Annotated in this window: 11 protein-coding genes; 7 read left to right on the top strand and 4 right to left on the bottom strand. The window is 57.5% G+C overall.

From position 1 onward, the window contains the following. Window positions 1-214 precede the first annotated feature (214 nt). Together rsmI and metG are read left to right on the top strand one after the other, a co-directional pair. Window positions 215-1,075, top strand: a complete 861-nt coding sequence (gene rsmI / locus HMPREF2891_RS02380; RefSeq protein WP_070621062.1) for a 16S rRNA (cytidine(1402)-2'-O)-methyltransferase — start codon at window positions 215-217, stop codon at window positions 1,073-1,075. 181 nt (window positions 1,076-1,256) lie between these two features. After that, a complete protein-coding gene (gene metG / locus HMPREF2891_RS02375; RefSeq protein ID WP_070663780.1) occupies window positions 1,257-3,074 on the top strand; it encodes a methionine--tRNA ligase in 1,818 nt (605 codons plus the stop codon). Between the two features lie 111 nt (window positions 3,075-3,185). Here the strand turns inward: metG and HMPREF2891_RS02370 are convergent, their stop codons facing one another. The 4 genes from HMPREF2891_RS02370 to HMPREF2891_RS02355 form a co-directional block, all read right to left on the bottom strand. Next, window positions 3,186-4,871: an FAD-dependent oxidoreductase gene (locus tag HMPREF2891_RS02370; protein WP_070663779.1), complete on the bottom strand. Its 1,686-nt coding sequence runs from the start codon at window positions 4,869-4,871 to the stop codon at window positions 3,186-3,188. Between the two features lie 30 nt (window positions 4,872-4,901). Beyond that, complete coding sequence (locus HMPREF2891_RS02365) at window positions 4,902-5,180, bottom strand: metal-sensitive transcriptional regulator (protein WP_070621056.1); 279 nt, start codon at window positions 5,178-5,180, stop codon at window positions 4,902-4,904. A 105-nt stretch (window positions 5,181-5,285) separates the two neighbouring features. Further along, window positions 5,286-5,879 carry a hypothetical protein gene (locus tag HMPREF2891_RS02360; protein ID WP_070621054.1) on the bottom strand — a complete coding sequence of 198 codons (594 nt, stop codon included), beginning with the start codon at window positions 5,877-5,879 and terminating at the stop codon, window positions 5,286-5,288. Window positions 5,880-5,888: 9 nt separating this feature from the next. Continuing rightward, window positions 5,889-7,040: a PspC domain-containing protein gene (locus HMPREF2891_RS02355; protein WP_070663778.1), complete on the bottom strand. Its 1,152-nt coding sequence runs from the start codon at window positions 7,038-7,040 to the stop codon at window positions 5,889-5,891. 113 nt (window positions 7,041-7,153) lie between these two features. Between HMPREF2891_RS02355 and HMPREF2891_RS02350 the strand changes: the two genes are divergently transcribed. The 5 genes from HMPREF2891_RS02350 to sucD all read left to right on the top strand — a co-directional run bounded on the left by HMPREF2891_RS02350 (window position 7,154) and on the right by sucD (window position 14,042). Then, window positions 7,154-8,383 carry an ATP-binding protein gene (locus tag HMPREF2891_RS02350; protein ID WP_102218403.1) on the top strand — a complete coding sequence of 410 codons (1,230 nt, stop codon included), beginning with the start codon at window positions 7,154-7,156 and terminating at the stop codon, window positions 8,381-8,383. Continuing rightward, window positions 8,380-9,030, top strand: a complete 651-nt coding sequence (locus tag HMPREF2891_RS02345; protein WP_034511051.1) for a LuxR C-terminal-related transcriptional regulator — start codon at window positions 8,380-8,382, stop codon at window positions 9,028-9,030. The genes HMPREF2891_RS02350 and HMPREF2891_RS02345 overlap by 4 nt, the downstream gene beginning before the upstream one ends. An 88-nt stretch (window positions 9,031-9,118) precedes the next feature. Further along, window positions 9,119-11,749, top strand: a complete 2,631-nt coding sequence (locus HMPREF2891_RS02340) for an ATP-dependent helicase (RefSeq protein ID WP_070663777.1) — start codon at window positions 9,119-9,121, stop codon at window positions 11,747-11,749. 195 nt (window positions 11,750-11,944) lie between these two features. Beyond that, window positions 11,945-13,108: an ADP-forming succinate--CoA ligase subunit beta gene (gene sucC / locus HMPREF2891_RS02335; protein WP_070663776.1), complete on the top strand. Its 1,164-nt coding sequence runs from the start codon at window positions 11,945-11,947 to the stop codon at window positions 13,106-13,108. 13 nt (window positions 13,109-13,121) lie between these two features. Beyond that, window positions 13,122-14,042, top strand: coding sequence for a succinate--CoA ligase subunit alpha (gene sucD / locus HMPREF2891_RS02330; protein ID WP_070621044.1), 921 nt, complete (start codon window positions 13,122-13,124; stop codon window positions 14,040-14,042). Window positions 14,043-14,105 lie beyond the last annotated feature (63 nt).

The raw sequence follows: 14,105 nt of genomic DNA, 5'->3' as shown, positions 1-14,105 counted from the left end.
TGTGGGAGAGTAGGAAACCACCGCTATCATTCTTTTAACACGTGTTGGGGCCCCACCACTTGGTGGGGCCCCAACACGTACACCCACCCCACTAATACAACGGCGTTTAACCTTATAACCACACTAGTGCGTAAACGCCACTAGAACAGTAGCCCACAGCTTCCTTGCTTATCGTCGTCGTGACGGCAAACCGAAAGTTTGACATGATAGAAGCGTGGACTCAGATAACGTTCCCGTACAGAGATCAGGCTCTATCCTTCTAGCAGCCACACCTATTGGAGACACTAATGATGCGTCTCCTAAACTCATTCGTGCCCTCGCAGAAGCAGACTTGGTAGCCGCAGAAGACACGCGTCGAATTCTTAAACTCGCAACACGCCTCGGCGTACGTATCAACGGCGACATCAAATCCCTTCATGAGCACAATGAGAACGAGCGGGTAGATAAAGTTCTGCACCGAGCTGAAGACGGCGAGCGAGTCCTCATCGTCTCCGACGCTGGCATGCCCACGATTTCCGATCCCGGCTATCGGGTGGTCAGCGAAGCAGCTAAACGAGGCATCCCAGTCTCCGCCCTCCCCGGCCCTTCCGCAGTACTCACGGCACTCAGTGTCTCGGGTCTACCCACCGACAGGTTCTGCTTTGAAGGCTTCATCCCCCGCAAACAGGGGGAGCGGGAGCACCGCCTCGACGACCTTAAAGAAGAGCCGCGTACCATGGTGTTTTTTGACTCCCCAAAGCGGATTCACGAGAACCTCACAGATATGGCCAACATATTTGGCGGTGCGCGCAAAGCAGTGCTCTGCCGAGAACTTACCAAAACCCATGAAGAGGTTATTCGCGGAGACCTCAATCATTTAATCTACGCAACCCGCGACGACGTCAAGGGTGAACTAACACTTGTGGTTGCAGGCGCAGATCCACGCGACAAGAGCGCTGAAGACTACGTTGCTAAAGTTATTGCCCTAGCCGAAGGCGGAATGAAACTGAAAGCCGCTGCCAAACTTGTATCCGAAGAAACTGGAGTTCGTAAAAACGAGCTGTACCGGGCGGCGCTCGCTCGTAAACCCGAGTAGTAGCCATTCGATTTCATGTGCAACAGCGCGATGCTTCGCGATCCTCCTTTATCGATTTTAAGACGGTCAAACTCTCAGCAAGCAAAGCGCTCCGAATTGAAGCGGTTTCCTTTATTGGCAAAAGAACGTCAGCGAGGGGAGTAGGTGGAACCACGCCCCGCAAAAGCACTAAAGTAGAGCCATGAGTCGAATTCTGTCAGCAGTAGCATGGCCGTATGCAAACGGCCCTCGTCACATCGGACACGTAGCAGGCTTCGGAGTTCCCTCCGACGTATTCTCTCGCTACATGCGGATGCGGGGCCACGACGTGCTCATGGTCTCAGGTACCGATGAACACGGTACGCCCATCCTCGTTGCCGCTGACGAGCAGGGCATGACCCCACGCGAACTAGCCGATAAGAACAACCGCCTGATCGTTGAAGACCTAGTGGCCCTCGGCCTGTCATACGACCTCTTCACGCGTACCACCACCGGTAACCATTACCAGGTGGTGCAATCCATGTTCGAAGTAGTGCGCGACAACGGCTACATGCTTGTCCAACGCACGCACGGCGCAGTATCGCCCTCCACGGGGCGCACGCTACCTGACCGCTACATTGAAGGCACCTGCCCGATTTGCGGTGACCCCGGTGCTCGCGGCGACCAGTGCGACAACTGCGGCAATCAGCTGGATCCCACCGACCTCATCGATCCGAAGTCGCGAATCAATGGGGAAACCCCAAAGTTTGTGGAAACCGACCACTACTTCCTTGATCTTCCCGCTCTCGCCAAAGCGCTGTCGGCGTGGCTGGATGATCGTGAAGAATCGGGACGCTGGCGTCCTAACGTCATTAAGTTCTCGCAGAACTTCCTTGAAGACATCCGCCCGCGCGCCATGACTCGCGACATCGACTGGGGTATTCCCGTGCCAGGTTGGGAAGACCAGCCCTCCAAACGCCTTTACGTTTGGTTTGACGCGGTAGTTGGCTACCTGTCGGCATCGATCGAGTGGGCGCGCCGCATTGGCGATCCTGACGCTTGGCGCAAATGGTGGAATGACCCCGAAGCGCTGTCTTACTACTTCATGGGCAAAGACAACATCGTGTTCCACTCGCAGATTTGGCCAGCCGAACTGCTCGGCTACAACGGTGCCGGCGATAAGGGTGGTCAACCCGGCGAACTTGGCAAGCTTAACCTACCCACCGAGGTAGTATCTTCCGAGTTCCTCACTATGGAGGGCAAGAAGTTCGCATCCTCGCGCGGCATCGTGATCTATGTGCGCGACATGCTACAGCGTTACCAGGCGGACGCCCTGCGCTACTTCATTAGCGCAGCCGGGCCGGAAACCTCCGACGCTGACTTTACTTGGGCGGAGTTCGTGCGCCGCACCAACTCTGAACTCGTAGCCGGCTGGGGCAATCTGGTGAACCGCACGGCCTCCATGATTGCCAAACGCTTTGGCGAAATCCCACAGCCCGGCGAACTGGAGCAGATCGACCGCGACCTCCTAGACAAGATCGAGGCAGGATTCGACACTGTTGGGGATAAGATTAGCCGCCACCACCAAAAGGCTGCGATCCGCGAGATCATGGCTCTCGTTGGGGAAGCCAACAAATACGTTGCGGACACCGAACCCTTCAAGCTGAAGTCCGAAGAGCAAATGCCGCGCCTACGCACGATCCTGTGGACTCTGGCGCAAGCGGTTGCTGACCTGAACCTCATGCTTTCACCGTTCCTGCCCACCTCCGCAAACGCTGTTGACGCGGTCATGGGGGGTAAGGGCGAAATCGCGCCAATGCCTCGTATTGAAGAGGTAACTGATCTTGACGTTAAGGCCGAGGACGGTTCGGACCTGCACTACCCGATCATTACCGGCGACTACAGTGACTTTCCCGAATGGAAGCGCTACGACGTGGTACCCGGCACGGTGATCGGCAAGCCCAAGCCTGTGTTCCAAAAGCTTGATGACTCCGTCATTGAAGAAGAACTCGAACGCTACGCCGGTCTAACCGACAAGTAGGCGAAGGAGCGTAAAGACCTAAAAGTATTGGTGCGGATCTGAAAAATCAGGATCCGCACCAATACTTTTACCGTTTCGAAATGGCCCGCATTTAACGCGAGCCCGGGCAGACTACTTGCTGGTCTGAGCAGCCTCGTTCGCCAGGTCAAACGAGTCGTAGCCGCCCGTCAGATTGCGAACCTTGAAACCCTCCTGCGAAAGGATACGCTCAGCCAAGTAGGCGTTTAGGCCGGTCTTGCAGTGCACAGCGATCGCGCGGTCGCCCGCAATTTCGCGCAGCTCGTCAAGTCGGCCGCGAAGTTCGAAAATTGGGATAGCCACAGCCTCGCGGATCACGCGATCCGGGGCAATCGTGTGAGTTGGGCGAACATCCAAAATGACTTCATCTGCTTTCACCTGCTCAAAATCGGAGAAGTCCCAGATCGGAGCGTTTCCCTCAAGCGTGTTGCGCGCAACGAAGCCAAGAATGTTGATCGGATCCTTAGCCGCTCCAATGGGGGGAGCATAGGTGAGTTCCAGTTCCGCAAGATCCTCCGCAGTCATTCCCGCACGAATCGCAGTGGCGAGGACATCAATGCGGCGCTCCGCACCGTCCTTACTCACAGCTGCGGCACCCAACAGGCGCCCATCGGGAGCGAAGTTAGCGTTCAAATGGATTGGGGTCGAGCCGGGGTAGTATCCCGCGTGGTTAGCCGCGTGGATGCGTACCGTCGTGTGCTCTATGCCCATTCGGTCAAGCTTTTCTGAGCTTGCGCCCGTGAATGCCGCAACGTAGTTAAATAGGCGAATACCAGCTGTGCCGAGCACCGGAGCCTGCCTAATCGGCTTGCGGCCCAAAGCCACGTCTGCCGCGCGCCTACCCTGCCGGTTTGCCGGGCCCGCCAGCATTACCGGAGCCACGCTACCGTCTGCCCACTGCACCTCGACGGCGTCGCCAACCGCAAGAATATCCGGATCCGAAGTTATCTGGTTCGCATCAGTTAAGATGCCGCCTCGCTCACCGAGCTCGAGGCCCGCGTCTTTAGCCAGCTGAGAGTTGGGGCGCACACCCATCGCGGTTACCACCACGTCAGCCTGCAGCTGCTTGCCATCAGACAAAGTAACCTTCACGGGGTAGCCATCGCCGTCCTCGAACTTCGAAGCTCCCACCCCAAGGTGCAGACCAACCCCGTTTGCGCGAAGCTCACGGTGCAACACCACGGCCAGGTCGCCGTCCATCATGGGCAGGACGTGGCTGGCGAACTCCACCAGTTCAACCTCAAACCCGCGGTGAACCAGTGCCTCTACAGCTTCTAAACCAATGAAGCCCGCACCAATCACAATCGCTTTGGCCGCGCGGTTCTCATTCGATTTTGCAAGGCCTGCCTCGGCCAAGCTGATGACTTTGTCCATCTCGGGGATGGTGCGCAGCGTTGAGACAGCCGGATGGTCGATACCCTCAATTGGGGGAGTGGCCGCCACCGAACCGGGGGCTAGAATCAGCTTGTCGTAAGCCTCCTCGTACTCGCCCGCAGGGCCCACGGCCGTCACCGTTTTCGCATCGCGATTAATCCGGGTCACCCGCGTTTCAATCCTCACGTCCAAGTTTGAGCGGCGAGCCAGCGACTCGGGAGTGTGCAACAAAAGTGCATCTCGCTCCTCAATCTCCCCGGCTAAATGATACGGGAGGCCGCAATTTGCAAATGAGACGTACTCCCCGGCCTCAAAAACCACAATCTCGGCGTGCTCATCGATACGGCGAGCCCGCGCCGCCGCGGACATGCCGCCGGCAACGCCGCCAACAACTACAAACTTCATGACACTCCTAAAACTGAAAAGCTGCGCAAACTACGCAAGGGACAAGAAGATTTTGCGAAGTTCCTCAGCGTCGGGATGATCATCCACCCCGCTGCCTTCACTGGCCGCACAAGATTGGATGGCCGCCAAAACCATCGCGTACGTAGCCCTGTCCACCGCCTTCGATGCCGCGATCATTTGCGGCAAAATCTCTAGGCACGGCTTGTCTTCCTCAAGCTGGCGGATAATGGCATCAATTTGACCGCGTGCCCGAGATAGGCGGTTTCGAACCGCGCGGCGATCTTCTTCGCTTACCTGAACTGAAGTCATTTTTACAACCTGCAATCTATACGAAAGATACCCCCACGGGTTTACGATCGATCATATCGTGTACCCGTGGGGGTATTCTCGAAGGGGAGTTAATCGAGTGGAAAATCACCACATCTTGGACTTCTTTTCCTTCACGCTTGCTATGGCCGCGGTAATCAGCATAATGAGGCCCATCACCGTTAAGCCCACCGTTCCTATCAGAGGCCAGTTGAACATGTGCCACCACGGCATCGAGATGATAAGCGCTCCAATCGCAATGAGGGTGAGCGCCCAAGTCAGCAAGCCGAACTTGACCGAACGATCCTCGTCTTCATTCTCTAGGGGAGGCTGAAAAGCGGGACGTTGCGGAGCAAAGCCGGTATCTGCAAACGGGTCTTCCTGGCGGCGCGAGTCTTCGAAGGAGGAAGCGGGGCCAGGTGTTTCGTTGGGGACATGCCCGGCCTGCGCTGGCTCATTTTGTGAAGACGCGGTTGCGAAGACTTCAGGCTCTCCCGCGTTGTTCTCCGTTTCATTCGCATCGGATTCCCCCGTCACGCGCGGATCAAACGCGCTGGGCTGGTCCGCTGGGTCAAAGTTAAGCTCCGGAAGAAGCTCGGTTGCGCCGGAGTCCTCTCCCTCGCCCATCGGCATTTGGGCGGTGCTGTCCACCTCAAACGAAGTGGTCTTATCTTCGTCAGGAATGTTCTTATTTTCCGTCATGATTCACTCCTAAAAAGCTAAAAAGGCCGATGCGCTACCAACAACCATCATGAATCCCGGGACCAGAACCGTCACTACAATCGACAGCGCGGTGAGCCACGTGCCCTGCTTGCCCTGCAGCGCGCGCACGCCCAAAACCATTCCGGTGATTATGAACGCAACGCCAACCACCGAGGTAGCGATAATGCCCGGATTCGCAAAGAAGTCCATCCGCCACAGTAACCAAGTCAGGGCCGTAACGAGGAACAGTGAACCCGTAATGCCAAGGAATGCAGACACGCCAGGGCCCTGCGGGCGTGTCCTCACCGGGTAAGGCGGTAGTGGTGCGGGTTGTCCATACGAGGCGTAGGGAACTGGACTCGGCTCAGGGCCACGCAAGGGGGGCGCCGGTTGGTTCGAGTTCCATGCTGTTTGATCGGTCCTGAACGCGGCATTCGTGAGAGCGGGACCAACTACATTTCCCTCGTGTTCCGGTGTAGCGTCCGAGACATTCCAAGCCGGGGCATTTGGTTCCTGCTGGTTTTGGTTAGGCAGGGAAGTCTCACCGGGCTGGACCGCGTTGCCAGTCTCGTCAAACCTGAAGTCGTTCTGGCGGGGAGGAAATGCGCTGCTGTGAGATTGGGGCGCCTCGCCATAGCGTGGGCGCGGACCATGTGGGCTCCCGAGCTCCTCACGCTGTTTGCGTTTACTCATCAGAATAATGATCAGCACAGCCGCTGCGACCAAGAAGAATGTTGCGACGGTACCTCCCGCCCCATACAACCCTCCAATCCAGCCATCGCCCGTCTTGTACTCGATAGAAATGGGCCAGAAGAATCCGAAAATAGCGAACGCTGCCACACCCAAGTGCGCGATATCGAAACGCGCCTGAATGAACTCTTCAAGATGGATTCGGTTATCCGTGCGTTCTGGAACGAGCGCCCAGAGCGCCGCATACGCGAACAGCATCACACGCGGGTTCAAAATCGCGAAAATGAACATCAGGCCGCGAATCAGGTTAGCGTCAAGACCTGTGATAACTGCAGCGCCGGAAGCCACGCCGCCGATCCAACGATCGGGTTCACGGCGAATACGCCAACTGCGGATCGAATTGAAAAAGCTTTGCCGACCCCGCTCATCTGGCTCGTAGGGCGGGCGCGGAGGCTGATAGTTGTAACTCATGATTCAATAATCACCCGCGCCGCCGTCTTGCGGTATCAGGGAAGGCCCTGATTTCACCCTGAATCTGGGGTAGGGGAAGTACAAGCGAGGTTATTTTTTGGCACTATGAGAGTGTGAATAGCGCGCAACAACAAAATTGGCTGGCCGCAGTAAGGCCGCCACTCGAGCGTACTCCGCGCGGAGCGGATGGTAGGCCTAAGCCGTGGCTGGCAGGCGTCGTATCCGGGTTGTCCGTGCACTTGCGCGTATCCGTAACGGTACTACGCGTAGCTTTTTTAGCGCTGGTTCCACTTGGGAGCCCAATACTCTACGTATGGTTGTGGGCACTCACGCCCAAGGTGAGCGAAGAACGCAGATACCGTGCGACCCGCATCGCGAGGCCCGTTAAAGAACACCGTAACGTGCCCGCCGGTACCGCCCGCAACGGCGTCGCCTTCGCCATCGTTCTCCTTCTAGCCGCCGCGATCTTCTGGGCCGTGCAATCCGGGTGGATCTACCTGAGCAAAGACTGGATTGCCACCGCCCTTCTCCTGGCGGGCATCGCTCTCATCTGGGTGCAGTCCTCCAGCATCCAAGACTGGAAGAACCCCATGGTGCTTGGCCTTACCGGAACGGGTGTGGTTGCCGTCCTCGGCGGCGTCACCCTCCTACTTCTGGGAGGAGGGGCCAGCCTGCTTCCCGGCCTGATCCTAGGCCTGGCCCTCATCCTCGTTCTCGCGCTCGCATTCTCGCCCCTAGTTATGCGCATGACCAAAGAACTCTCTGCCACCCAGGTGGCTCGTGCCCGCGAAACCGAACGCGCCGACATTGCAGCGCACCTGCACGACTCCGTCCTCCAAACTCTCACTCTCATTAAGAACAATGCGGATAACCCTGCCAGCGTGCGCTCTCTTGCCCTCAAACAAGAACGTGAACTTAGATCGTGGCTATATACGGGAGCAGAACGAACAAGCGCATCCGCTAGGCGCCTACTCGAAACGTCAATAGAGGCGGTTGAAGAACTTTACGGCGTAGAAATCGAAACCGTGACCGTTGGCGACGCCGCGCCCGGACCTAACGAACAGGCCGCCATCGCCGCCGCCACAGAAGCCGCCAAGAACGCCGCACGACACGGAGCGCCGCCCATACAGATCTACGCAGAACTTGGCGACCAATACGACATCTACATCAAAGACGCAGGCCCTGGCTTCGACCTTTCAAACATGCCTGCCGACCGGCACGGCGTGCGCGACTCCATCATCGCCAGAACCGAACGCGCCGGCGGTCGCGTAGAAATCCGCACCCTAAACCCCGGAACCGAAATCCACATCAGTGTTCCTCGAAGTGAAAAGATTAAACCGTGACACTAAACGTAATAATCATTGATGACCACCCCCTCGTACGTGCCGGCGTGCGCCACGAGCTGTCAAAATATTCCGAAGAAGTCAGTGTTATTGGCGAAGCCGAAGACGTAGACAGCGGTATCGCCCTCGTTCGCGAACTCCAGCCAGATGTCGTGTTGCTAGACGTGCACCTACCCGGTGGAAGAGGCGGAGGCGGCGCTGAAATTCCGCGCGCAACCGCTGACCTTCCCAACGTGCGCTACCTGGCCCTCTCCGTGTCGGACTCGCCCGAAGACGTGGTTGCAACCATACGGGCAGGCGCTCGCGGGTACGTCACTAAATCGATCTCCACCAAGGATCTCGTGGGAGCGATCATCCGCGTTGGTGCCGGTGACGCTGCCTTCTCGCCGCGCCTTGCCGGATTCGTTCTCGATGCATTTGGAACCCGTGAGATAGCCACTACCGATGAGGAACTCGACCTACTCTCCGCACGCGAACGTGAAGTTATGCGGCTGATCGCGCGCGGATTCACCTACAAAGAAGTAGCCGGCGAACTTTTCATCTCGGTAAAAACTGTAGAAACCCACGTTTCGTCTGTACTACGCAAACTGCAACTCTCAAACCGCAATGAACTGGCGCGTTGGGCTGCTGCAAGAAACATCGTGTGAGCGCCCCGCTAACTTCATGTCCGTGGCAGTGTGTACAGTTGATGCGGGCGGCTAACCTGCCCGAATAGTCGACAAGTTGGAAAGCGCGATGCGAAGCTTTAACGAACCTGCACACTCCTACACCGCACTACCTGGCCTGCCTCCACTGGCGGCGCAAGGAGACGAGCCGGAAGTATCGTGGGATACGCCGGGCACGCTGTGGGAAGAACCAGCGTCTGTTGACACCAGTGACCTCACCAACGGCCTCAATCCGCAGCAGCATGAAGCCGTTGTTTACGAGGGTGGGCCACTACTCGTGGTGGCCGGTGCGGGATCCGGAAAGACGCGTGTGCTTACTCATCGCATTGCATACCTGCTCCGCACGGGGAGGGCTCGCGCCAGCGAGATCCTCGCAATCACATTTACTAACAAAGCTGCGGCCGAAATGCGGGAGCGGGTTGCCGGTCTAATCGGCCCCGAGGCGCGCCGCATGTGGGTATTCACTTTCCACTCCGCATGCGTGCGCATTCTGCGCGAGCAATACCAGGCGGCGGGCCTGCGCTCCTCGTTCACCATTTACGACCAGCAGGATTCCAACCGTCTCGTCACCATGGTTGCACGTGCCCAAAATGTCGACACCAAGCGATTTAGTGCCAAAATGCTTCAGGCGCGTATTTCTGACCTCAAGAACGACCTCATCACGCCTAGTAAATACGCAGAGATCGCACCAAACGATCCAGTTTCGCAAACCGTTGCAAACGTCTACCGCGACTATCAAAAGCGCTTGCGCGAATCGAACGCCCTCGATTTCGATGATCTCATCATGCGCACCGTTCAGCTTCTCAAAGAGAATAGGGCCGTTGCCGAGCACTACCACAGGAGATTCCGCCACATCCTCGTCGACGAATATCAAGACACGAACCACGCACAATACGTGCTAATCCGCGAACTAATCGGAGATGGAACCGATGTTCCGCAGGGCGAACTGACGGTAGTTGGCGACTCGGACCAGTCGATTTACGCATTCCGGGGCGCCACCATTCGCAACATCGAAGAGTTCGAGAAGGACTTCCAGAACGCGCACACCGTGGTCCTAGAACAAAATTACCGGTCCACCCAAAACATTTTGTCGGCAGCAAACGCCGTCATCTCAAAAAACTCCGGGCGGCGCGCGAAGGCCCTGTGGACCGACCTGGGCGCTGGGGACAACATCATCTACGACGCGGCCGAATCTGAACATGACGAGGCGCGCTTCATCATCGGTGAAATCGACAACCTGATCGGTAGCTACAAGTACGGCGACATGGCGATCTTCTACCGCACCAACGCCCAGTCGCGCGCCCTAGAAGAATCGCTTGTTCGAGCCGGAATTCCATACCGGGTTGTTGGCGGCACCAAGTTCTATGAGCGCAAAGAAATCAAGGACGCGATTGCCTACCTGCAGGCCATCACAAACCCTGATGATACGGTTTCACTACGCCGCATCATCAACACGCCCCGGCGTGGCATTGGCGACAAAGCAGAGGGGGCGTTCATCGCCCATGCCGACATGTATGCCACAAATTTTGGAGGGGCGCTACGCGAAAATTGGATTGCAAAAGACTGCCCGCGCGGGGAAGGGGAGGGCATAGACCTGCCCGAGGGGGCATGGGAAGCTCATATAGAAAAAGCTCGTGCAGAAGGCGGCGGCAACCTGGTTACAGAGGCCAGCCCGAGGGCGCTCAACGCGGCCGCCGGTTTCTGGGGACTGCTCGAAACCATGCGATGCGCGGTAGAAGTAGGAGCGACCATTAGCTCTGTGCTCGATGACGTCATGGAAGCCACCGGCTACCTCAAAGAGCTACGCGAATCTAACGACCCGCAAGACGCCTCTCGCGTTGAGAATCTGGCCGAACTACACTCCGTGGCCGAGGACTTTGCCCAGGTGAATCCCGAGGGTGGGTTAGTGGACTTCCTCGAGCGGGTATCCCTCGTAGCAGATGCCGACCAGGTTCCAGACTCCGCGGACCTTGCGGGCGGCGCGAGCAGTGGGGAAGTCACCCTGATGACCGTGCACACTGCTAAGGGCCTGGAATTTCCTATCGTGTTCGTCACCGGCCTCGAGGATGGAACATTCCCGCACCAGCGCAGCCTCACGGACGAAAGCGAACTATCCGAAGAGCGTCGCCTCGCATACGTTGCGATCACGCGCGCCCGAAAACGTCTGTACTTAACGCGCGCCGCCGTGCGGTCTGCATGGGGAACGCCCGTGGATTTACCCCCTTCGCGTTTCCTGGATGACATTCCCGGCGAGGTGTTGGAAATCCGGCGTGAGCGTACCCAAATGGACAATTACCGCTCCGGTGGTTTTGGATCTGACTACGGGGCTAAATACAGTTCCGGTTCGGGCTATTCCGATTCTGACTTCAGTCCTGCCTTTGGGTCGGGTCGCTACCGGGGCACGTACTCTGGGAAGCGATCGTCGCGCGTCACCTCACGTTTTGACAGTGACGCTGTCAGCCGCGTGAGAGAAGCCGGTGAGAAGTTCAAACCCACCAAACTCGGGCAAGGTAAGACGAAGAAGAGCTCCGCTCCAGTGATTCAGCTGGCCGCCGGTGATCGGGTGCAACACGCCTCTTACGGTGAGGGAGTGGTGATTCGTCTGGAAGGAGACGGAGCGTCACAGGTGGCGCACGTAGATTTTGGCGAAGGAAAACCACGCCGATTACTGCTTCGTTACGCTCCGCTAAAGAAGCTCTAAGCAATCCTTGGCAAGCTAATGGCGCAAATCTCAAACTTGATATATGAAAGTGAGATTCGCGCCATTAGTGACGCATTTTTTGCCGCAAGACGCTAACCTAATATCAAGATGTCTCGATGTCGAGCTTCTTTTATGTGAAGCTCTTCTTCAGATTTCGCAACCGAGGACCATACGATCCAGACGAAAGGCAAGGGCGTGGATCTATACGAATACCAGGCGCGCGACCTCTTTGAAGCGCACGGTGTACCAGTTCTCCGTGGCATCGTCGCCACCACCCCAGATGAAGCACAAGCGGCAGCTACCGAACTGGGAGGCGGCACTGTAGTTGTCAAAGCCCAGGTTAAGGTCGGCGGCCGCGGCAAGGCAGGTGGCGTTAAACTCGCGCACTCGCCCGGTGAGGCTCGTGAGAAATCCGAGGAAATCCTCGGCATGGATATCAAGAGCCACACCGTCCACCGCGTCATGATTGCCGAGGGCGCTGCAATCAAAGAAGAGTACTACTTCTCCATCCTTCTTGACCGCGCTAACCGCCGCCACCTGGCCATGTGTTCGCGCGAAGGCGGCATGGACATCGAAACCCTCGCGAAAGAGCGCCCCGAAGCCCTCGCCAAAGTAGGCCTGGACGCCACGGTTGGTATCGATGATGCGAAAGCGCGTGAAATCCTTACCGAGGCTGGCTTTACTGCTGATGAACTTGATGCGCTTGCTCCCGTCCTCGTGAAACTTTGGGACGTTTACAAGGGTGAAGATGCAACGCTCGTTGAGGTGAATCCGCTGGTCAAGGTTGAAAACGGCTCGATCATTGCTCTTGACGGTAAGGTTTCGCTTGATGACAATGCCGCATTCCGTCACCCCGAGCATGAGGCCCTGAAGGACACGTCGGTGCAGGACCCGCGCGAGGCCAGGGCCAAGGCGGAGGGCCTGAACTACGTTCGCCTCGAAGGCGAGGTTGGCATTATTGGAAACGGCGCAGGCCTTGTAATGTCCACCCTTGACGTCGTCGCATACGCAGGCGAGAAGTACGGTACGCGCCCCGCGAACTTCCTCGACATCGGTGGCGGTGCTTCCGCAGAGGTTATGGCCAAGGGCCTTGACGTCATCCTCGGTGACGAACAGGTCCGTTCCTGCCTCGTAAACGTTTTCGGTGGCATCACCGCGTGCGACGAGGTTGCCAAGGGCATCATCGGCGCCCTCGAACTTCTGGGCGATGCCGCAACGAAACCAATAGTGGTACGCCTTGACGGCAACAAGGTTGAAGAAGGCCGCGCGATTTTGGCCGAAGCTAACCACCCCCTCGTAACCATGATCGAGACCATGGACGGCGCTGCCGCCAAGGCCGCTGAACTTGCGAAAGCCTGAAAGGACCGAAAAGATGGCTATCTTTCTAGATGAAAATGATCTGATTATCGTCCAGGGCATGACGGGTTCAGAAGGCACCAAGCACACCACGCGCATGCTGTCTTCTGGCACCAAGGTCGTGGGCGGCGTGAACCCACGCAAGGCTGGACAAACACAGACCTTCGACGTCACGCCATACGGCCCCATGGCCGACAAGGTTGAGGCCGGCCAGGTTGAGGTCCCTGTTTTTGGAACCGTTGCCGAGGCTAAGGAAGCAACTGGAGCGGACGTCTCTGTAGTTTTCGTGCCCCCACGTTTTGCCAAGGGTGCCGTGCTCGAAGCCGTAGACGCAGGTATGCGTCTCGTCGTGGTCATCACGGAGGGCATTCCCGTTCAGGACTCCGTGGAGTTCCGCCAAGCTGCTGAAGCCAAGGGCGTTCAACTGATTGGCCCGAACTGCCCCGGCATCATCTCGCCCGCAAAGTCCAACGTGGGTATCACGCCCGCTGACATCACGGGTCCCGGCCGCATTGGCCTAGTCTCCAAGTCTGGCACGCTCACCTACCAGATGATGTACGAGCTTTCCGACATCGGATTCACCACCTGCATCGGAATTGGTGGCGACCCGGTAATCGGAACTACGCACATTGATGCTCTCAAGGCCTTCGAAGAAGATCCCGATACCGAGCTGATTGTCATGATTGGTGAGATCGGTGGCGACGCGGAAGAACGCGCAGCCGAATACATCAAGGCAAACGTAACCAAGCCCGTAGTTGGCTACGTTGCGGGCTTTACGGCTCCGGAAGGAAAAACCATGGGGCATGCCGGCGCGATCGTCACCGGCTCGTCCGGTACCGCGGATGCCAAGAAGGAAGCACTCGAGGCAGTTGGTGTGCGCGTAGGTAAGACACCTACCGAAACTGCTAACCTCGCTCGCGAAATCCTCCTGGGCTAGGCGAAAAGCACCAAGGGCGGCTTCACACCTTGAACTGTCCCCCGGAAGTTGGACTGATTTATT

The sequence above is a fragment of the Actinomyces sp. HMSC065F11 genome (assembly GCF_001813085.1).
GTDB lineage: Bacteria > Actinomycetota > Actinomycetes > Actinomycetales > Actinomycetaceae > Gleimia > Gleimia europaea.
Note: the sequence above shows the minus strand (reverse complement) of the source record. Positions and strands in the feature narration are given on the sequence as shown.

Excerpts from the sequence above, each read along its gene's own strand:
- HMPREF2891_RS02355 (WP_070663778.1), bottom strand. The coding sequence starts at position 7,040 with ATGAGTTACAACTATCAGCCTCCGCGCCCGCCCTACGAGCCAGATGAG.
- HMPREF2891_RS02340 (WP_070663777.1), top strand. The coding sequence starts at position 9,119 with ATGCGAAGCTTTAACGAACCTGCACACTCCTACACCGCACTACCTGGC.
- HMPREF2891_RS02370 (WP_070663779.1), bottom strand. The coding sequence starts at position 4,871 with ATGAAGTTTGTAGTTGTTGGCGGCGTTGCCGGCGGCATGTCCGCGGCG.
- metG (WP_070663780.1), top strand. The coding sequence starts at position 1,257 with ATGAGTCGAATTCTGTCAGCAGTAGCATGGCCGTATGCAAACGGCCCT.
- HMPREF2891_RS02365 (WP_070621056.1), bottom strand. The coding sequence starts at position 5,180 with ATGACTTCAGTTCAGGTAAGCGAAGAAGATCGCCGCGCGGTTCGAAAC.
- HMPREF2891_RS02360 (WP_070621054.1), bottom strand. The coding sequence starts at position 5,879 with ATGACGGAAAATAAGAACATTCCTGACGAAGATAAGACCACTTCGTTT.
- sucD (WP_070621044.1), top strand. The coding sequence starts at position 13,122 with ATGGCTATCTTTCTAGATGAAAATGATCTGATTATCGTCCAGGGCATG.